The sequence below is a fragment of the Nocardioides sp. Root240 genome (assembly GCF_001428825.1).
Taxonomy (GTDB): domain Bacteria; phylum Actinomycetota; class Actinomycetes; order Propionibacteriales; family Nocardioidaceae; genus Nocardioides.
The window spans coordinates 299687-318855 of record NZ_LMIT01000010.1 but is presented as its reverse complement, the minus strand read 5'-3'; the positions used below and the strand labels follow the sequence as shown (position 1 = coordinate 318855).

22 protein-coding genes are annotated in these 19169 nt (G+C 72.8%); 13 read left to right on the top strand and 9 right to left on the bottom strand.

Features of this window, described 5'->3' with window-relative positions:
* Nucleotides 1–197 precede the first annotated feature (197 nt).
* The gene (locus ASE20_RS11640; RefSeq protein ID WP_056894704.1) at nt 198–428 is read right to left on the bottom strand and encodes a hypothetical protein; all 231 of its coding nucleotides are present in this window, start codon (nt 426–428) and stop codon (nt 198–200) included.
* 82 nt (nt 429–510) lie between these two features.
* On the opposite strand from ASE20_RS11640, the gene ASE20_RS11635 reads away from it, so the two are divergent.
* Nucleotides 511–771 carry a DUF4229 domain-containing protein gene (locus ASE20_RS11635; RefSeq protein WP_056894703.1) on the top strand — a complete coding sequence of 87 codons (261 nt, stop codon included), beginning with the start codon at nt 511–513 and terminating at the stop codon, nt 769–771.
* Between the two features lie 7 nt (nt 772–778).
* On the opposite strand, the gene ASE20_RS11630 is transcribed toward ASE20_RS11635, so the two are convergent.
* The 6 genes from ASE20_RS11630 to ASE20_RS11605 form a co-directional block, all read right to left on the bottom strand.
* The gene (locus tag ASE20_RS11630; protein WP_056894702.1) at nt 779–1666 is read right to left on the bottom strand and encodes a 1,4-dihydroxy-2-naphthoate polyprenyltransferase; all 888 of its coding nucleotides are present in this window, start codon (nt 1664–1666) and stop codon (nt 779–781) included.
* 8 nt (nt 1667–1674) lie between these two features.
* Nucleotides 1675–2964 carry an MFS transporter gene (locus tag ASE20_RS11625; RefSeq protein WP_056894701.1) on the bottom strand — a complete coding sequence of 430 codons (1290 nt, stop codon included), beginning with the start codon at nt 2962–2964 and terminating at the stop codon, nt 1675–1677.
* A gap of 24 nt (nt 2965–2988) precedes the next feature.
* A complete protein-coding gene (locus ASE20_RS11620; RefSeq protein ID WP_056894700.1) occupies nt 2989–3645 on the bottom strand; it encodes a gamma-glutamyl-gamma-aminobutyrate hydrolase family protein in 657 nt (218 codons plus the stop codon).
* Nucleotides 3642–4040, bottom strand: a complete 399-nt coding sequence (locus tag ASE20_RS11615; protein ID WP_056894699.1) for an MAPEG family protein — start codon at nt 4038–4040, stop codon at nt 3642–3644. The genes ASE20_RS11620 and ASE20_RS11615 overlap by 4 nt, the downstream gene beginning before the upstream one ends.
* On the bottom strand, nt 4037–5029 hold the full coding sequence (locus ASE20_RS11610) for a hypothetical protein (protein ID WP_056894698.1): 993 nt from the start codon (nt 5027–5029) through the stop codon (nt 4037–4039). Before ASE20_RS11610 ends, ASE20_RS11615 begins: the two co-directional genes overlap by 4 nt.
* Nucleotides 5030–5096: 67 nt before the next feature.
* Complete coding sequence (locus ASE20_RS11605) at nt 5097–6074, bottom strand: glutamate-cysteine ligase family protein (RefSeq protein WP_056894697.1); 978 nt, start codon at nt 6072–6074, stop codon at nt 5097–5099.
* Nucleotides 6075–6128: 54 nt separating this feature from the next.
* Here ASE20_RS11605 and ASE20_RS11600 point away from each other — a divergent pair, with 54 nt between their 5' ends.
* Nucleotides 6129–6599, top strand: a complete 471-nt coding sequence (locus tag ASE20_RS11600) for a MarR family winged helix-turn-helix transcriptional regulator (RefSeq protein ID WP_082612334.1) — start codon at nt 6129–6131, stop codon at nt 6597–6599.
* Here ASE20_RS11600 and ASE20_RS11595 read toward each other — a convergent pair.
* A complete protein-coding gene (locus ASE20_RS11595; protein WP_056894695.1) occupies nt 6568–7860 on the bottom strand; it encodes an MFS transporter in 1293 nt (430 codons plus the stop codon). The genes ASE20_RS11600 and ASE20_RS11595 overlap by 32 nt on opposite strands.
* 38 nt (nt 7861–7898) lie before the next feature.
* Between ASE20_RS11595 and ASE20_RS11590 the strand changes: the two genes are divergently transcribed.
* The 6 genes from ASE20_RS11590 (at nt 7899) to ASE20_RS11565 (ending at nt 14949) form a co-directional block, all read left to right on the top strand.
* Nucleotides 7899–8927: an AMP-binding protein gene (locus ASE20_RS11590; RefSeq protein ID WP_225869089.1), complete on the top strand. Its 1029-nt coding sequence runs from the start codon at nt 7899–7901 to the stop codon at nt 8925–8927.
* A complete protein-coding gene (locus tag ASE20_RS11585) occupies nt 8924–9874 on the top strand; it encodes an o-succinylbenzoate synthase (RefSeq protein ID WP_056894694.1) in 951 nt (316 codons plus the stop codon). Before ASE20_RS11590 ends, ASE20_RS11585 begins: the two co-directional genes overlap by 4 nt.
* Complete coding sequence (gene menD, locus ASE20_RS11580) at nt 9871–11511, top strand: 2-succinyl-5-enolpyruvyl-6-hydroxy-3-cyclohexene-1-carboxylic-acid synthase (protein ID WP_056894693.1); 1641 nt, start codon at nt 9871–9873, stop codon at nt 11509–11511. The genes ASE20_RS11585 and menD overlap by 4 nt, the downstream gene beginning before the upstream one ends.
* Before the next feature lie 154 nt (nt 11512–11665).
* Nucleotides 11666–13522, top strand: a complete 1857-nt coding sequence (locus tag ASE20_RS11575; RefSeq protein ID WP_056894692.1) for a cation:proton antiporter — start codon at nt 11666–11668, stop codon at nt 13520–13522.
* A gap of 47 nt (nt 13523–13569) precedes the next feature.
* Entirely contained in the window at nt 13570–14208 is a 639-nt protein-coding gene (locus ASE20_RS11570; protein ID WP_056894691.1) for an MBL fold metallo-hydrolase, read from the top strand.
* A 63-nt stretch (nt 14209–14271) separates the two neighbouring features.
* Nucleotides 14272–14949: a hypothetical protein gene (locus tag ASE20_RS11565; protein WP_056894690.1), complete on the top strand. Its 678-nt coding sequence runs from the start codon at nt 14272–14274 to the stop codon at nt 14947–14949.
* A gap of 27 nt (nt 14950–14976) precedes the next feature.
* On the opposite strand, the gene ASE20_RS11560 is transcribed toward ASE20_RS11565, so the two are convergent.
* Nucleotides 14977–15990, bottom strand: a complete 1014-nt coding sequence (locus tag ASE20_RS11560; RefSeq protein WP_225869088.1) for a L,D-transpeptidase family protein — start codon at nt 15988–15990, stop codon at nt 14977–14979.
* A 110-nt stretch (nt 15991–16100) separates the two neighbouring features.
* Between ASE20_RS11560 and ASE20_RS11555 the strand changes: the two genes are divergently transcribed.
* From ASE20_RS11555 to ASE20_RS11535, 5 genes are all read left to right on the top strand, one after another.
* Nucleotides 16101–16790 carry a demethylmenaquinone methyltransferase gene (locus ASE20_RS11555; protein ID WP_056894689.1) on the top strand — a complete coding sequence of 230 codons (690 nt, stop codon included), beginning with the start codon at nt 16101–16103 and terminating at the stop codon, nt 16788–16790.
* Between the two features lie 7 nt (nt 16791–16797).
* Nucleotides 16798–17292 (top strand): hypothetical protein, encoded by a 495-nt coding sequence (locus ASE20_RS11550; protein ID WP_056894688.1) that lies wholly within the window; start codon nt 16798–16800, stop codon nt 17290–17292.
* Nucleotides 17293–17440: 148 nt separating this feature from the next.
* Nucleotides 17441–17797, top strand: a complete 357-nt coding sequence (locus tag ASE20_RS11545) for an NADH-quinone oxidoreductase subunit A (RefSeq protein ID WP_036550201.1) — start codon at nt 17441–17443, stop codon at nt 17795–17797.
* A gap of 16 nt (nt 17798–17813) precedes the next feature.
* Entirely contained in the window at nt 17814–18371 is a 558-nt protein-coding gene (locus ASE20_RS11540; protein ID WP_056894687.1) for a NuoB/complex I 20 kDa subunit family protein, read from the top strand.
* Entirely contained in the window at nt 18368–19099 is a 732-nt protein-coding gene (locus tag ASE20_RS11535; RefSeq protein ID WP_056894686.1) for an NADH-quinone oxidoreductase subunit C, read from the top strand. The genes ASE20_RS11540 and ASE20_RS11535 overlap by 4 nt, the downstream gene beginning before the upstream one ends.
* Nucleotides 19100–19169: the final 70 nt, after the last annotated feature.

Sequence of the window (19169 nt, the reverse complement as noted above, 5' to 3'; positions counted from 1 at the left end):
TGTGCCCACTCGAGGGGGTGTGCGCGAGCGCCGGACCGCCACCCGACCGGCGGACCCAGCCACTCACCCACCCCCCACGCCACCGCAACCGTGAAGGCAGCCAGCACCTACCTGACCCACGGATCTGTCAGGAGAGCCAGAATCGACCGGAATCTGTGGTTCTCGCCCACTCGAGGCGTTGTCCCGAGTGGGAAGGGTCAGGCGTCGGGGTTGTCCGGCGGCTTCGGCTGGCGCCGCTCCTTGCGTCGCTGCCAGTCGAGGTCGCGCAGGAACGACTCGTCGTCGTCGGGCGCGACCGGCCGGGCGGGCGGCTGCGGCCGCGAGGGCCGGCGCGGCGCGGACTGGCCGCCGAGCCCGCGGTCCTGCATCCAGCGGATCGCCAGGTAGGTGGCGGCCGCGAAGACGAGGACGACGAGCAGGAGCTTCACGCCTCCAGCGTAGAGCGGGACTGGTGATCGGCCACGGGTCCCCGGGTCTCGATCCGGCAACGGTCCGGCCTACCCTTGCGGGGTGAAGGAGTTCTGGATCTACACCGCCCTGCGCGTCGGACTGTTCGTCGGCGCGTTCTGCATCGTGTTCGGGGTGTGGTTCCTCGTCGCCGACTCCGTCAACGTGCTGATCGTGCTGATCATCGCGTTCCTGGTGAGCGGGTTCGCGTCGTACGTCATCCTCGAGCGCCAGCGCAGCGCGCTCGCCGTGAAGGTCGAGGAGCGCGCCGGCCGGATCACCGAGAAGTACGAGGAGATGCGGTCCAAGGAGGACGAGGACTGAGGAGTCCTCAGGCGCCGGCGATCACCAGTCCGGCGCCGGCCAGCACGGCCCAGCCCAGCTCGGCGATGCCGGTCTGCTGGAGGACCGGGATCAGCGCCGGACCGCCCGCGCCGCCGAGCACGATCCGCGCGGCCTTCGTGGCCGGCAGCAGGAAGCCGAGGCCGAGCAGCGCCCACCACGACGTGAGCGCGGCGAGCACGACGACCGCGACCGCGGACAGGGCGACGAGCACGGCGTAGAAGGCCCGGGTACGACGGTCGCCGAGGCGCACCGCGAGGGTGATCTTGCCGGCGACCTCGTCGGTGGGGATGTCGCGCAGGTTGTTGGCGACGAGGATCGCGCAGGCGAGCGCACCGACACCGCAGCCGGCGGCGACGGACGCCCAGCCGATCTCGCCCCACGCCTCGGTCTGGACCCACGTCGTGCCGACGACGGCGACGAGGCCGAAGAACACGAAGACCATGACCTCGCCGAGGCCGAGGTAGCCGTAGGGCTTCGAGCCGCCGGTGTAGTACCAGGCGGCCAGCACGCTGAGCGCACCGACGGCGACCAGCCACCACGACGTCGCGGCGGCCAGGCCGAGACCCGCGACGGCGGCGACGCCGAAGGACAGGAAGGCCGCGCGCTTCACGGCGCCGGGGGTGGCCAGGCCGGAGCCGACCAGGCGCAGCGGGCCGACCCGCTCGTCGTCGGTGCCGCGGATGCCGTCGGAGTAGTCGTTGGCGTAGTTGACGCCGACCTGTAGGGCCAGGCTCACGACGAGTGCGAGCAACGCCTTCCACCAGACGCCCTGGTCGGCGTACACCGCCACGGCGGTGCCGACGAGGACCGGGGCGACGGCCGCCGGCAGGGTGCGGAGTCGGGCGCCGGCAATCCAGTGCTTCGCGGTGGCCATCCGTGGATTCAAGCAGGCTCGGGGGCTGCCACACCCACCCGGGTCAGGTGTCGCTCCGCGGCCCGCGCCGCCGGGTGGATCAGGACGGCGGCCACCAGCACGATCGCGGCGATCACCAGCCAGCCCTGCGCCCCCCAGTGCATCGCGAGGAAGGTGTAGAGCGCCGGCGCCCAGACGGTGCCGAGGGTGTAGCCGAGCTGGGAGACGCCCTGGTACTCGCCGCGGCGGGCGGGGTCGGAGAGCTCGGCCTGCAGGCCCCACTCGCCCGCGGACTGGTAGAGCTCGGCGCCGGTCACCGTCACGTGGCCGACCCAGACCAGCACGATCGTCACCCAGCCGACGGTGTCGTGGGTGACCAGCACGATCCCGCACGACAGCACGAAGAAGAACGCGCCGCGGCGCTGCGCCTTCAGTGAGTCCGCGACGGTCGTGATGCCGCGCGCGGCCGCCACCTGCAGCAGCACGGCCATCACCGTGTTGGTGCCGAACAGCCAGGCCAGCAGGACGCGGGGCGCGTCGGTCTCCTCGACCAGCCACAGCGGGATCACCACGTTGAGCAGGACCTGGTGGGTGCCCAGGATGCCGCCGAGGATCGCCATGGCGACGTACCCCTTGTTGCGCAGGGCGCTCCGGCTGTCGCCTCCCCCTCCGTCGAGCACAGTCTCCAGCGCGGCCTCGAGCGGCGCCTCCTCGACGTGGTGGACGGCCGAGGGCAGCCGGGAGACCAGCACCGCGTTGAGGACGAGGAGGGCGGCGGTCGCGAGGGGGACCGCCCGGATCACGTCGTCGCTGTTGGTCGCCAGCGCGATGCCGGCGAGCAGCGCGCCGAGGGTGTAGCCCACGTTGCGGGCCGCGCGGAAGTAGGCGTTGGACGAGACCCGCTCCTCGCGCGGGAAGATGTCGAAGCGGTAGGCGTTGCGCGCGGACCGGCTCGCCGTCGCCACCAGCTCGAGCACGACGAGCATCGCCACGAAGGTCGCGAACCCGCCCACCGCGAGCCAGGCGAGGTAGAGCAGCGCCTCGACCAGCGACGACAGCGCCCACACCCGCTTGGCGCCGAACCGGTCGCTCAGCTTGCCGAGCGGGACGGCGAGCACGAACGTGACCGCGCCCGCGATCGACAGCCCGAGGCCCACCTGGGCGGCGGAGAGGCCGACGATCTGGGTGAAGAACACCGCGCTGCCGGTGAGGAAGACCCCGTCGCCGAACGCCGAGAGCACCGACTGCGCCGAGAGGCGCCGGACGAGGGGGGTGGGTCCGGCGAGGCGGGCGATCTTGTCCGGGAGGTGTCTCGACATCGAGAGGGACGGTACGACGGGAGATCAGCCGGTGTCGAACCGATTTCCTGCCTTGGCGACCAGCCACGCGAAGACCGCCGGTCCTGTGGGGTCGTGGGGCGAGTCGTTCCAGTGGAGCTCGGGGTGCCACTGGACGCCGAGCGCCGTGACGGACGGATCGGTGGGCTCGATCGCCTCGATCACGCCGTCGTCCGTCCAGGCCGTCGGCACCCAGTGCGGCCCCGGTGTGGCGGCGGCCTGCTGGTGCAGCGCCGAGGTGGTCGTGGCCGCTCCCAGCAGCGACCGGATGGTCGATCCGGGCGCCGTCGTGACGAGGTGTCCTCTTCCCGGGTGCACGTGGTCGAGGCCGCCGCGCAGGGTGCCGCCGAAGGCGACCACGAGGACCTGCAGCCCGCGGCACACACCGAGGACCGGGAGCCCGGCCGCGATCGCCGTCCGGGCCAGCGCGACCTCGTCGGCGTCCCGCGCCGGGTCCGCACCGAGGTCGTCGCCGCCGGTGAGCACCACGCCGTCGAGCAGGTCCAGGAGGTCGGGTCCCGTGCCGGGTGGCACCACGACCGGTCTGCCGCCGCACGCGGTGATGGCGTCGGCGTACCAGGCCGGGGTGCCGTGCACCGGGAGCTCGCCGAAGGTCCTCGGGACCAGCTGCCGGTGGCCCGCGACGCCGATGACCGGCTTCACATCGCCACGAGGGCCGTGACGCCGAGCGCGATCCCGGCGGCGTAGGTGACCATCGCCCCCGAGTCCCGGACCGGGCCGTGCGCGGCGAGGGTCTTCGACGACAACATCCCGTACGCGTGGAGGAGGCGTGCGGCCGCGGCGGCGATCGCGAGGGCGTCGAGCCACCAGCCCTCGGTCAGCGTCGAGCAGACGACGAGCAGGACGACGAGGGTGGGGACGTACTCGGCGGCGTTGCCGTGGGCCCGTTGCGCGATGAGCAGGCGGTCGGCGGGGTCGGTCGGCATCTGCGGGCCACCGTTGGCGCCGCGCATCGCGCGGTGGCGGGTGACATTGGCGCCGAGGACAAACAGCAGGATGGCCATGAGGGCGATGCAGGTGATCACGGTGGTGCTCATGAGGGGACCTTCGCTTTCGGGAGTGGAGCGGTCGGGTGGGACAGGTGGAGCAGTCGGCGCAGGTAGGTGCCACTGAGGTCGGTGCCGAGCAGGGCGTCGGCCTTGGCCGTACCGCCGGGGCAGGTCACGTTGACCTCGATCAGGCGGCCGTCGATCACGTCGAGGCCGGCCATCGCGATGCCGTGGCGGCGCAGCAGGGGAGCGACGGCGGCGACGATGCGGCGGTCGGCGTCGTCGACCTCGGCACGCGCGCAGGGGGCGCCGATCCGGAAGTCGTCCGGGTCGGGACGACGCAGGACCGCGCCGACGACCTCGCCGTCGAGCAGGAACAGTCGCTTGTTCCCCTCCCGGACGGCGGGCAGGTACGCCTGCACGATCACGTGCCGCCGCCCCGCGAGGGTCGCCGACTCGGCCAGCGCGCGGGCGGCTCCGTCGTCGCGCAGCAGCCACACGTCGAGCCCACCGAAGCCGTCGAGCGGCTTCACGACGGCACTGCCGTGCGCGGTGACGAAGCGTCGTACCTCGGCGGGATCGGGGGTGACCAGGGTCGCCGGGCAGAGCTCGGGGAAGTGCAGCGCGACGAGCTTCTCGTGCAGTGCGCGGACGCCCTCGGGGCGGTTGACGACGCGGGTGCCGGCGGACTCGACGAGGTCGAGGAGGTACGTCGTGTGCAGGTACCGCCCGTCGACCGGCGGGTCGATGCGGAGCAGCACCAGCTGCGTGTCGGCGGCGACGTCGATCTCCTGGGGCCGGCCCGGGCGTGACCAGGGCGTGCTCACGAGCCAGCGGTGGTCGGCGCCGCGCGCCCGCGGCCCGAGGGTGACCGGTGTGGCCCGGGCCCGGACCCGGCCGCCGACGACGGAGAGGTCCTCGGGGGTGCAGGTGCGGACCGCGACGCCGAGGTCCTGAGCGGCCGCGACCAGGCCGACCGTCGCATCGATCGCCGGGTCGAGGGTGGCCCACGGGTCGGCCACGACGAGGACGCTCACCGGGGTCCCCGCGACGTCGTCGGCTGGAGGAGCGCAGCGGGGGAGGGCGAGAACCTCGTGGGGCGGTTCATGCTGCGGCCTCGAGATCGGTGAAGTGCCGGCCGAGGAGGGCCAGGCCGCGCTCGGCGTCGCCGGTGCCGGCCGCCGCCGCGGCCCAGTGCTCGGCGAGCCGGTGCTGCTCGCCGGCGAGCGACGCGAGGGCGGTACGACGACGCGCGTCGTCGTACAGGAGGCCGGCGAGCGCCTCGAGCAGCGCACCGACGCGGTCGGTGGGCTGGGCATCGGGGAAGCGGACCTCGAGGTAGCTGCCGCGCGGCCGGACCGGCGGGAAGAGCGTCGTGAGGTGGTCCTCGGCGCCGTCGACCAGCCGGGTGGCGCTCGCCGCGAAGGCGGCGTACGCGGCGACCGGGTCGTCGCCGTGGAGCAGCCGGTCGTCGAACGCGGTCCGGCCCGGGTCGAGCGCGAGCCAGGTGGTCAGCCGGCCGGTGGGACCGGCGCTGCGGGCCGTGGCCGCGGCGATGAACGGCGCGGCGAGGTGGAGCAGCCGCCACTGCTCCAGGCCCGCCAGGCCGGGCCACCAGTCGAGGCACGGCTGGGTGGAGGCGGTGGCACGCATCATCCGGCGACCGGCGGGCCCGATCGTGTCGAGGTGGCGCTCCATGGCGTCGTAGCGCGGGGTGCGGAGGTAGCGCGGCGTGGCCGGGTCGACCGCCCGGACCGGGACCGACGAGAGCACGATGCCGGCGCCCTGGACGTCGGCCGCCAGGGCGCGGGTGACGCTGACGAGCTGGTCGCCGGCGTCGTGGGCGGAGGCAGCGCACGGGAGGCTGAGCTCGACCTGGCCACCGGGCTCGAAGGCGACCCACGGCTCGTAGGGCTGCCCGGCGATCGCGCGTCGTACCCGGTCGGGGTGGACGCTGCCGCCGTTGAAGAAGTCGACCGCGAAGAGCTCCTGCTCGACCGCGACCCGGGTCGTGCGGCTGCCGCCGGGGAGGCAGGGGCGGAAGAGTCGGGCGACCTGCGGGCGGATCGTTCGTGCGTCCATGGCTTCTCCTGATAACGTAAGGATGCCTGTCGATTATTGGAAGGTAACCTGTCAATGTCAAGAGCTGCTGCGGCATCGGATCCCGAGCGACCGCACTTCGAGCCGTTCATCGCGCTGGTGGACAAGGCCGCGCGGGTGCTGCGGATCGACATGCTGCGACACGCCCACCGGTCCGGCTACACCGAGATCGGCGACGCCCACAACGCCGTGTTCGCGACCCTGCCACCGGAAGGGGCCCGGGCCGCCGACATGGCGGCGCGCTCAGGGATCACCCGGCAGTCGATGGGCGAGGTGGTGCGCGACATGGCGCGACTCGGGATGGTCGAGATGGTCCCGGACCCGACCGACCGGCGCGCCAAGATCGTGCGCTACACCGACTACGGCAAGACGGTCGCCCAGACCGGCTTCGACCACATCCTCGCGGTCGAGGAGACCCTCCGCGAGGAGTTCGGTGAGGACGACCTCGCCACCACCCGCCGGGTCCTGCTGCGGGTCAGGGAGCTGCTGGCTCCGGCTCCGGAGTGACCGGGAAGTGGCGGTCGCGGAAGCGGGTCGCCATGCCGAGCGACGGGCCGGTCAGCACGGTCGCCCCGGTGACGATCGCGGCGATGACCAGCCAGCCGGCCTCGCCCTGCTCCATCGCGAGGTAGGTGAACAGCGCCGGCGCCCACATCGACCCCATCGCGCGACTGACGTCGGCGACGCCCTGGTACTCCCCGCGTCGCCTCGGGTCCATCAGCTCGGCCTGGAACGACCAGCTCGCCCCTGAGATGAACAGCTCGGCGCCGGTCACGGTGACGTGGCCGAGCCACACGAGCAGCACCGTCACCAGCCCGACCGTCGAGTGGGTCCACAGCGTGATCAGGCACGACACCACGAAGAAGCCGGTCGAGATCCAGACGTAGCGCAGGGCGTCGCGCAGGTCCTTGACCCCCTTGGAGGTGTACGCCGGCAGGAAGATGCACAGCACGGTGTTGGTCCCGAACAGCCAGGCCAGCAGCACGTGCGGGGCGTCGGTGGCCTCCACCAGCCACAGCGGGATCACGACGTTGAGCAGGGTCTGGTTGGTCCAGAGCACGCCGAGGCAGAAGGTGACCAGGACCCAGCCCGGGTTGCGCAACGGCCCGGGCCCGGTGGGCCGTTCGCGGGCCTCGCCGCTCGCCACGCGGAGGTCGTGCGGTGCCGCGGGGAGACGGGCGATCCAGAACCCGTTGAACCCCATCAGCACCGCCGCGAACAGCGGCGACCAACGGATCACGTCGAGGCTGTCGGTGGCCAGGGCGACGCCGCCGATGATCGCCCCGAGGGTGAAGCCCAGGTTGAGCGCGGAGTACAGGTAGGCCTGGGTCTCGACCCGCTCCTTGGGGGGGAGCACGTCGACGACGTAGGCCTGGTAGCTGGAGTGGCCCGCCGACCCGAAGAGGGCGAAGAACATGCCGACGGCGACGTACTCCTCGAACGAACCGACGAACGGCAGGACCGCGAAGCACGCGGCGCGGCCCCACGTCGTCGCGGACCACACCCGCTTCGGTCCGAGCCGGTCGACCAGCCTCCCGGCGGGGTAGGCCATCAGGAACTCGGCGACGTTGACGATCGTCAGCGCCAGCCCGACCCGGCTGGCCGACATCCCGACCACCTGGGTGAGGAACACCGCGCTGCCCGTGTTGAAGGCCCCCTCGCCGGTGGAGAAGAGGACCGACTGGGTCGCGAGGCGCCGCGACATCGGGGTGGGTGGGACCAGGCGTCGCCAGAACCTCTGCTTCGTCGCTTCGGCCGAGATGCTCATCGTCGGACATCTTCTCCGTGGGTCTAGGGTCTTGTCGCGTGGATTTCTGGGCGCCCGGCGGTTCCGCCGCTGAAGTCGTCGGACAGGCGCGCGCCTGGCTGGACGGACCCGACGACGTGCCACTTCTCATCGCGACCTCGGGATCGACGGGTACGCCGAAGCGGGTGGTCCTCTCCCGCGCCGCGGTGCTCGCCTCGGTCCGGGCGTCGGCGGCGCGCCTGGGCGCGAACGGTCCGTGGGTGCTGGCGCTCCCCCCGACCTATGTCGCCGGCGTGCAGGTGATCGTCCGCTCGCTCGTCGCCGGACACGACCCGGTGCTGCTCGAGCGGGACCCTTCGACGGGCTCAGGACGAGGCGGCTGGCCGGAGGGCGCCGGCTGGTTCGTCTCGCTCGTGCCGACCCAGCTGCGCCGGATGCTGGCCGCGCCCGACGACCTGGCGGCCTTGCGCAACGCTCACACCGTGCTGCTCGGCGGTGGCCCGATCGGCGAGGAGCTGCGGGCGCAGGCGGCCGAGGCGGGGGTGCACGTCGTGGCGACCTACGGCTCGGCCGAGACCGCCGGCGGCTGTGTCTACGACGGCCTGCCGCTCGACGGCGTCGCGGTCGCGCTCGGTGAGGGCGGCCGGGTCCGGATCGCCGGCCCCACCCTCTTCACCCGGTACGACGGCCAGCCGGACCTGACGCGCGAGGTGCTCGTCGACGGGTGGTTCCTCACCTCCGACGCCGGCCGGATCGACGAGGACGGACGACTGGCCCTCATCGGCCGGCTCGACGACGTCATCGTCACGGGCGGGCTCAACGTGCCGGGGCCGGCGGTGGCCGAGCGGCTGCGGTCGCACCCGGCGATCCGGGAGGCCGAGGTGCTCGGCGTACCGGATGCGGAGTGGGGCAACCGGGTGGTCGCGTTCGTGGTGCCCGCGGACGCGGGGATCGTCGACGAGCTCCGGGACTGGGTCGCCGAGGAGCACCCGCGTGCCTGGGCCCCGCGGCAGTGGGTCGTGCTCGACGAGATCCCACTGCTGCCCAACGGCAAGCCGGACCGCCAGGCCCTGCGAGCGCTCACATGAGGGTCCTCTCGATCCCGATGCGCACCCGGTTCCGCGGGATCACCGTCCGCGAGGTCGCGCTGCTCGCGGGACCGAACGGGTGGGGGGAGTGGAGCCCCTTCCTGGAGTACCCGCCGGAGGTCGCCGAGCCGTGGCTGCGGTGCGCGGAGGAGGCGATGGCGGGCGACTGGCCGGCCCCGGTCCGGTCGAGCGTCCCGGTCAACGTCACCGTCCCGGCCGTCGATCCCGAGCGGGCGCACGCGATCGTGCTGGCCGGCGGCTGTCGCACCGCGAAGGTCAAGGTCGCCGAGCCCGGCCAGACGACCGCCGACGACGAGGCCCGGCTGGAGGCGGTCCGTGACGCACTCGGCCCCGACGGCCACGTGCGGGTGGATGCCAACGGCGGCTGGTCGGTCGACGAGGCCGTCGCCGCGATCGGCCTGCTGGACCGGGCGGCCGGCGGGCTGGAGTACGTCGAGCAGCCGACCGCCACCGTCGAGGAGCTCGCGCTTGTCCGGCGCCGCGTGGCCGTGCCGATCGCCGCGGACGAGTCGATCCGCCGCGCCGAGGACCCCTACCGCGTACGCGACCTCGAGGCCGCCGACATCGCGGTGCTCAAGGTGCAGCCGCTCGGAGGCGTGCGCGCGTGCCTCGAGATCGCCGAGCGGATCGGCCTGCCCGTCGTCGTGTCCAGCGCGCTGGAGACCTCCGTCGGCATCGCTGCCGGGGTCGCGCTCGCGGCCGCACTGCCGTCGCTGCCCCACGCGTGCGGCCTCGCGACGGTGCAGCTGCTGACGGCCGACGTGGCGACCTCACCGCTGCTGCCGGTCGACGGAGCGCTGCCCGTGGGGGCGGTCGCGGTCGACGTACCTGCGATGGAGGTGTTGGCCGCGGCCCCGGACCGCGTCGCGCACTGGGAGGCCCGGCTCGCCGCGGTCCGCGCGGTGCGCGAGGATCGTCGGTCATGAGCCCCGACGACCCCGGAAGCGCAGCGGCCCTCGCCGAGGCCTGTGTGGCGTGGCTGGTCCGAGCCGGCGTGACCGACGTCGTCGCCGCTCCCGGCTCGCGCAACGCCCCGCTGCTGTACGCCGTCTGGGCGGCCGCGCAGTCCGGCGGACCGCGCCTGCACACCCGGATCGACGAGCGCACGGCCGGCTTCCTCGCCCTCGGCCTGACCAAGTCCGGGGCGCGCGCAGCCGTGGTCACCACGTCCGGCACGGCGGTCGCGAACCTCCACCCCGCCGTCCTCGAGGCCTGCCACTCCGGCATCCCGCTCGTGGTCGTCTCCGCGGACCGGCCGGCCCGGCTGCGCGGCACCGGCGCCAACCAGACCACCGACCAGGTCGGCATCTTCAGCCCGTTCGTGACCACCCACGACGTCGTGTCGCTCGCCGACCTCGCCGCGGTCGTGGCCCCCGACGACGCGCCGACCCACCTCAACCTCCAGCTCGACGCGCCCCTCGTCCCCACGGCCCCCGCTGCGCTCGTCCCTGCCCACCAGCACCGAGACCGGCCGAACTCTCGTGCACTTCGCCCGGGACCACCGTCCACGACGCTGGAGCCGGGGCCCCGGACGGTCGTGGTGGCCGGCGACGACGCCGGCCCGCGCGCCCGGCAGCTGGCGGAGGCCGCCGGCTGGCCCCTCCTGGCCGAGCCGAGCAGCGGCGCCCGCACCGGCGAGCTCGCGCTGCGGACCTACCGCCTCCTGCTCGGCACCGAGCTCGGTGGGCGGATCGAGCGAGTGGTGGTGTTCGGGCGGCCGACCCTGTCGCGGCCGGTCACCCGGTTGATCGAACGCAGCGACGTGGAGGTGCTCGTCGTACCGTGCCCGGGGGTGTGGCCGCCCGCCCCGCCGGGCTCGACCCGCATCGACGGCGCGTGGTGGGAGGGCGACGAGCCCGACGACCCCGCCTGGCTCGAGGAGTGGCGCGCCGCCGACCGCGCGCTGGCCCGCCGGATCGACCGGTTCCTCGCGGAGCAGCCCACCCTCACGCCGTACGACGTCGCGGCGGCCACGCACGCGGCGCTCCCCGCCGGGGGCCTGCTCGTCGTCGGCGCCTCGAGCCCGATCCGCGACCTCGACCTCGTGGCTCGCCCGACCCCGGTCGGCAGCCGCCGGAAGGTGATCGCGAACCGGGGCCTCGCCGGGATCGACGGCACGATCAGCACCGCCATCGGCGCGGCACTCGGCCGCAGGGACTCGACGCGGAACCTCGCCCTGATGGGCGACCTGACCTTCCTGCACGACCAGACCGCCCTGGTGCTGGGGCCGGAGGAGGCGCGGCCGGACCTGACGATCGTCGTCCCGAACGACGACGGCGGCGCGATCTTCTCGATGCTCGAGCAGGGCGCGCCCGAGCACGCCGCCTCCTTCGAGCGGCTCTTCGGGACCCCGCACGGCACCGATCTCGGGAGCCTCTGCGCGGCGGCGCGGATCCCGCACCTGCGGGTCACCTCGCGGCCCGAGCTCGACCAGGCACTGGCCTCGCCGAACGGCGGGATCGAGGTCGTCGAGGCGGTCGTGAGCCGGACCGACCGCCGCCAGCTGGACGCACGAATCCGCGAACTCACGACCGAACCGGGAGAACAAGTGCCCCGGGCCTGAGGTCCGGCACGCCATTCCGCGCCCCAGGCACGCACATCGCGGCGTTGGGGACGCTCGGAAGACGGCCCGGTCTGCCGTCGCGACCCCGCCTTGCGCTGCACGCGTCTGGAGCACGGACTAACGCACCCGACCTCAGGTCCGGGACACTGGCCGGGTGGAGATCGCGTTCCTGCTCGTCGCCATCGCGGTCGTCGTCCTGACGGTGACCGCCCTGTCCGAGCGGGTGGAGATCCCCGCGCCCCTGACCCTGGTGGTGGTCGGCGTCGCGGCGTCGTACGTCCCCGGCGTGCCGGAGCTGCGCCTCGAGCCCGAGGTGGTGCTGCTCGGCCTGCTGCCGCCGCTGCTCTACTCGGCGTCGGTCAACACCTCGCTGGTCGACTTCAACGCCAACCGCGGGCCGATCCTGCTGCTGTCGGTGGGCCTGGTCGCGTTCACCACGGTCGGCGTCGGGGTGGTCGTCAAGCTCGTGATCCCCGACCTGCACTGGGCCCTCGCCCTCGCGATCGGCGCCGTCGTCGCACCGCCCGACGCCGTGGCGGCCACCGCGATCGGACGCCGGATCGGCCTGCCACGACGCGTGGTCACCATCCTCGAGGGCGAGTCCCTGCTCAACGACGCGACGGCACTGGTGGCGTTGCGAACCGCCCTCGCGGCATCTGCGGTCGCGTGGGAGGTCGGCCTCGAGTTCGTCGTCGCTGCCGGCGGCGGCGCGGCCATCGGCGGCGTCGTGTTCGTCGTCGTCGGGTTCATCCGCAAGAAGGTCACCGACCCGCTGCTCGACACCGCGATCTCGCTGGTGATCCCGTTCGCGGCGTACATCGTGGCGGAGGAGATCCACGCCTCCGGCGTGGTCGCGGTCGTGGTCGCGGGCCTGCTGCTCGGACACGTCGCGCCGATCCTGCAGACCGCACCGTCGCGGATCGCGGAGCGCACCAACTGGCGCACGATCGCCTACGTCCTCGAGAACACGGTCTTCCTGCTCATCGGCCTGCAGGCCGATTGGCTGCTCGCCGAGGTCGGCGACAGCGAGTTCGGCGCCGGCCGGATCGCGCTCGCGTGCGTCGCCGCGCTCGCGACCTGTGTCGTGCTGCGGCTGGCCTGGGTGTTCGCCGCGAGCGGCCTGCTGCTGCGGCGCTCCTCCAGCCAGCGCACCGAGGAGCCGGTGCTGTGGCGCAGCTCGTTCCTGATCGGCTGGGCGGGGATGCGCGGTGTGGTCACCCTCGCCGCGGCGTTCACGGTCCCCGAGGACACCGCGCACCGCGAGGTGCTGCTGGTCATCGCGTTCGCGGTCGTCGCCGGCACCCTGCTCGGCCAGGGCATGACGCTGCCGCTGCTCGCCCGCAGGCTCGACGTCGAGGGCCCCGACCCGCAGGACGACGCGCTCGCGCGCGCCACCCTGCTCCAGCAGGCCGCGAAGAAGGGCCTGATCCGGCTCAACGAGCTCGCCGAGGACTGCGACGACCCGCACCAGGTGAAGGCGCTGATCATCCAGCGCATCGAGCAGCGCAACTTCGCGGCGTGGGAGCGGCTCGGCACCACCGAGGGTCAGGAGAGCCCGAGCGACCTCTACTCGCGCTGGCGTGGCGAGATGATCGAGGCCGAGCGACGCCGGGTGCTCGAGATCCGGTCGACCGGCGCCGTACCGTCGGAGATCGTCAGCGAGGTGCTGGCGATGCTCGACGTCGAGGAGTCGATGCTCGACGCCGCCGACGCGGCCCGCGCCGAGCTGCGCACCTCGAGCCGGATGCAGCGCCTCGACGGCTGCGAGGACCTCGCGACGATCCCGCTGCTCGACCCGCCGCCCACGCTCGCCTGCGCCGCCTGCCTCGCCGACGGCACCGCCTGGGTGGCACTGCGGATGTGCCTGTCGTGCGGCAACGTCGGCTGCTGCGACTCCTCGGTCGGACGCCACGCCACCGCCCACTTCCGCGCGACCCAGCACCCGGTGATGCGCTCGGTCGAGCCCGACGAGGACTGGCGCTGGTGCTACGTCCACCACCAGACCGGCTGACCTGACGTTCCCGTACGACGCGTACGACGCCCGGATACGGTGGTCGCATGCGCCTGACCAAGTTCGGCCACGCCGCCGTACGGATCGAGCACGACGGGACCACCCTGGTCCTCGACCCCGGCATGTGGAGCCAGCGCGAGTGCGTCGACGGCGTCGACGCCGTGCTGATCACCCACGAGCACCCCGACCACTTCGACGTCGAGCACCTGCGCGCCACCGACGCGCCGATCTTCACGATCGCCGCGGTGGCCGCGCAGATCCGTGACGCGGCGCCCGACGTCGCCGAGCGGGTCACCGTGGTCGGACCCGACGAGGCCTGGGCGATCGGGGACATCGGGGTGCGCGCGATCGGCGAGCTGCACGCCGTGATCCACCCGGACCTGCCGCGCTTCCACAACAGCGGCTACCTGCTCTCCCTCGGCGAGCAGACCGTCTTCCACCCGGGCGACGCGCTGACCGTGCCGGGCCGGCCGGTCGACGTCCTGCTCGCACCGGTGTGCGCGCCCTGGATGCGCGCCTCCGAGGGCATCGACTTCGCGCGCGCCGTCGGGGCCCCGCGCAATGTCGCCATCCACGACCGGGTCTACTCCGGTGAGGGCCTCGGGATCGTCGACGGGCAGTTCGGGCGGCTGCTCGGGGCGCGCGGCCTCGACTACGTGCGCTTGCCCGACGGCTCCGACCTCTGACGCCACGTCTCGTCCAGCAGCCCCGGTCCGCGGGCTCTCAGGTTGACCGGGCATCATGGCCGAATGCCGATCGCACGCTCGACCTTCGCCGGTGTCGCCACCGGTGCCGTCCTCCTCGCCGGTGCCGTCGGGTTCGGCGTCGGCCTGCCCAAGGTCGTCGACGAGCCGGACAAGGCCTCGGCCACGGACCTGCCCGCACTGCCGGACCGCCTCGACGACCGCTTCGTCGCGCTCGCCGCGCTGACCACCGAGGACACCGGCGGCACCTCGTCCGCCGAGGAGCTCAAGACGGTCGCCGACGGCGCCCTGAAGAGCGAGTCCGAGGCCTCCAGCAACCTCGCCGCCATGTACGACGGCGCGGTCGCCCGCTCCTACATCGACGCCAAGGCACTCGCCGGCGCCGCCCAGTCGCAGGCCCGTCCGGCGCAGTTCGCCGTGACCGTCGTCCCCGGTGACGCCGGCCTGGTGATCCCCAGCGGCCCGTTCCCGATCGAGCAGTCCGGCACCCACTACGAGCTCAAGGAGCTCGACGGGCGCCGCTGCTCGCTCATCTGGTCCGAGCCGCTCGACCCCACGACCGGCGCCCCGACCGGCGCGGAGCCCGACGGCTCCAACTACCAGGTCGAGTGCCGCGCCGAGCGCGACGGCCTCACCTACGACCTCTACAGCAGTGGGCTCAAGCCCGAGGAGGCCGTGCAGTACCTCGACCTGGTCCTCGAGAAGACCGCCTCGGACGACTGAGCCGCGCGGGACGTCCTACGGGGCGACTCAGCTCCAGTAGATGACGACCTTGTCGCCGACGACGACCTGGTCGAAGAGCCACGCGACGGCCTCGTGGTCGCGGACGTTGACGCACCCGTGGGACGCCCCGTTGTAGCCGCGTGCCGCGAAGTCGGGCGAGTAGTGCACCGCCTGGCCGCGGCTGAAGAACATCGCGAACGGCATCGGCGTGTGGTAGATCGACGACACGTGGTCGCGGCTCTTGCGCTCGATCGAGAACACGCCCTCACGGGTCGGCAGCTCGGCGGAGCCGAAGCGCACGTCCACCGTCTTGCGGACGTCGCCGTCGACCACCCAGCGCAGGGTGCGGCTGGACTTGTCGATGCACAGCACGCGACCGGTGGTGCAGCGCGGGTCGAGCGGACCGGGCACGTTCCCACCGTCACCCGGAGGCGGCTGGTTGGTCAGCTCGGCCTTGCTCGGCTCGCGGGTCATCTCGTGCAGCCGGTCCAGGGTGCGCTGGTCGACCACGCCGGTCGCCTCGAAGCCGCGCTTGGCCTGGAACCCACGCACCGCCTCGGCCGTGACGTCGCCGTAGTTGTCGGTCACGTCGCCGCTGAACCAGTCGATCTGCTTGAGCCGGGCCTGCAGGTCGCGGACCTCGGGACCCTTGTCGCCGGGGGAGAGCAGTGCCGGGCCGGCCGGCGGGGGGCCAGGCTCCTGGGTCGGGTCCGGCTCGTCGGAGGGCGTCGGGTCGGGGATGCCCTGCGACGAGGAGGGCTCGTCGTCCGGCGTACCTGACGGGTCGGTCGCCGGTTCGTCCGCGGGCGTGCCCGACGGCGTCGGGTCCGCCCCCTTGCCGTCGCGGACGCCGCCGCGCTGGTCGTGCGGCGCCGCGGAGGTCTTCGACGAGCCCTCCCACGGCAGGGCCTGCCCGCGCACGGCGTAGCCGACGCCGTACGCGAGGACGGAGCAGAGCGCCGCGAGCACGGTGACGAGCGTGAGCCGGCGAGCGAGGCGTGCCTTGGTGTTCATGCCCTTGTAGACGCCACGACCGCCCACTTGGTTGCGTACGAGTTCGACTCCGCGCGCCCCTCCGTCCAGAAACGGCGGTCGGCGCGACCACGGTGACCCCCGGCTGCGCGCCGACGCCCGGCGACTAGGCTGCGGCGGTGCCCCGCGCAGAGCTCGACAAGCAGCCCGCCGACGTCCGACGCATGTTCGACGCCGTCGCGAAGCGCTACGACCTGACCAACGACATCCTCTCGTTCGGCCAGGACCGGCGCTGGCGCAAGGAGGTGCTCGCGGCCGTCGACCCGTCGTACGGCGACCGGGTGCTCGACCTCGCTGCCGGCACCGGTACGTCGAGCCAGCCCTTCCGCGACGCGGGCGCGACCGTCATCCCGTGCGACTTCTCCGTCGGCATGCTGCAGGTCGGCAAGCAGCAGCTCCCGCACCTGCCGTTCACGGCCGGCGACGGCACGAAGCTGCCGTTCCGCGACGACACCTTCGATGCGGTCACCATCTCCTTCGGCCTGCGCAACATCGTGGACCCGCTGGCGGGTCTCGCCGAGATGCGCCGCGTCACCAAGCCGGGTGGGCGCCTGGTGGTCTGCGAGTTCAGCCACCCGACGTGGAAGCCGTGGCGCACGGTCTACATCGAGTACCTCATGAAGGCGCTCCCGCCCGTGGCCCGCGCGGTCTCCTCCGCGCCCGACGCCTACGTCTACCTCGCCGAGTCCATCCGCGCCTGGCCCGACCAGGCCGGCCTCGCCGCGATGATCGGCGACGCGGGCTGGACCGGCGCCGAGTGGCGCAACCTCTCGGGCGGCATCGTCACCCTGCACCGCGCCACCGCCTGAGCCCCGCATGTCCGGCGACCGCGTCACCTGGACCCCGACCGCGTCCGAGCTCGAGCAGCTGACCCGCGCCGGCACCCGCCTGTCCTGGCGTCTCGTCGGCCTGCCCGTGCTGCTGATCATGGTCGTGCTCGGCAGCCTCATCGGCACCCTGCGCGGGTGGGCCCCGCTCGGCTTCGTCCTGCTGCTCGTCATCGGCCTGCTCGCCTCGGGCTGGTCGTGGTTCCGCGGCGGTCGTGCGGCCGCGCGCGAGTTCGCGACGTCGTACCCGGTCGGGACCGAGGTCAGCGCCGAGGTCGACGACTCCCGCCTGGTGCTGCACACCGCCACCGGCGACGTCGATCTCCCCTGGCTCCGCCTCCGCCGCCCCCGCCCCGGACCCGACCTGCTCGCCGTCCGCGACCTCGTCGGCGGCAAGTGGCTGATGATCCCGCGCCAGCTCTTCCCCGACCCCTGGCTCGACCGCATCGGGCCCCGGCCCGGGACGCCCTCGGCGCCCTCCTGATTTTCGCAACCCTCTCATGCGCTAAATCCGCAGGTCAGACCCCCTTTGCGGTGGATCCGACCCCCCTGTGCGCGCCCGCGAAGGGAGTGGCAGGATGTGTGCCACGCCACTAGTGATTCTGTTCACAAGATCACGAGAGGGAGGCTCAATGGAGCTCTACACACCGGTCCTGGTGCTCGCCGCTCTCGCCGCGTTGTTCGCGGTCGGCTCGGTCGCGATGAGCACGATGGTGGGCCCGCGCCGCTACAACCGCGCGAAGATGGACTCCTACGAGTGCGGCATCGAGCCGACGCCCCAGGCCCTCAGCGGCCGCTTCCCGGTGAAGTACTACATCACCGCGATGCTCTTCATCGTCTTCGACATCGAGATCATCTTCCTCTACCCGTGGGCCATGCAGCTGGACAACATGGCGTGGTTCGGGCTGGTCGAGATGGTGCTCTTCATCGCCACTGTGTTCGTCGCCTACGCCTACGTGTGGCGCCGCGGCGGCCTCGACTGGGACTGAGAAGGAACGAGAACCCATGGGTATCGAGGAGAAGCTCCCCGAGGGAGTCCTGCTCAGCACGGTCGAGGGACTGGCCGGCTACATGCGCAAGGCCAGCTTCTGGCCCGCGACCTTCGGCCTGGCCTGCTGCGCCATCGAGATGATGACGAGCGGCGGCCCGAAGTACGACCTCGCGCGCTTCGGCATGGAGGTCTTCCGGGCCAGCCCGCGCCAGGCCGACCTGATGATCGTGGCGGGCCGGGTGAGCCAGAAGATGGCGCCGGTCCTGCGCCAGATCTACGACCAGATGGCCGAGCCCAAGTGGGTGCTCGCGATGGGCGTGTGCGCCAGCAGCGGCGGCATGTTCAACAACTACGCGATCGTCCAGGGCGTCGACCACGTCGTCCCCGTCGACATGTACCTCCCGGGCTGCCCGCCGCGGCCGGAGATGCTGATCGACGCGATCCTCAAGCTCCACGACAAGGTCCAGCACGACACCCCCTTCGGCAAGAACCGCGAGGCGCAGATCCGCGAGCTCGAGGCCGAGGCGCTGATCGCGCTGCCCACCGGTGACCAGCGAGGACTTCTCCGATGAGCGACGACAAGCCCGCCGGCCCCGCGAAGGCCGTCGAGCAGCCGGCGACCGAGCAGTCGCCCGAGAACGCCCCCGAGGCGCTCGGTGAGCCCGGCGTCGAGGTGCGCGCCGTGGGCGAGCGCCAGGGCATGTTCGGCGTCAAGGGCTCCGGCGACACCAGCGGGTACGGCGGACTGGTCGCCCCGGTGGTCCTCCCCGGTGCCGCGCAGCGCCCGTACGGAGGCTGGTTCGACACCGTCGCCGACAAGCTCGACCCGCTCGTCGAGCAGGTCGTGATCCACCGTGGCGAGATCACCTTCCACGTGCACCGCGACCACCTGGTCGCGGCGATGAGGCTGATCCGCGACGACCCGGCGCTGCGCTTCGAGTTCCTCTCGGGTGTCAACGGCGTGCACTACCCGGGTGACGCCGGGCGCGAGCTGCACGCGGTCTACCACCTGGCGTCGTTCACCTGGAACCGGCGCATCCGCGTGGAGACCAGCGCTCCCGACAGCGACCCGCACATCCCGTCGATGGTGCCGATCTATCCCGCGGCCGACTGGCACGAGCGCGAGACCTGGGACATGTTCGGCCTCCAGTTCGACGGGCACCCGGCGCTGACCCGGATCCTCATGCCCGACGACTGGCCGGGTCACCCGCAGCGCAAGGACTACCCCCTGGGTGGCATCCCCGTCGAGTACAAGGGCGCCACCGTCCCGCCGCCGGACCAGCGGAGGTCTTACAACTGATGAATCACCCCACTCGATTCTTCACTCCCCCGCTTCGCTCGGCGACGCTCCATCGATCGGGGACCCCGGC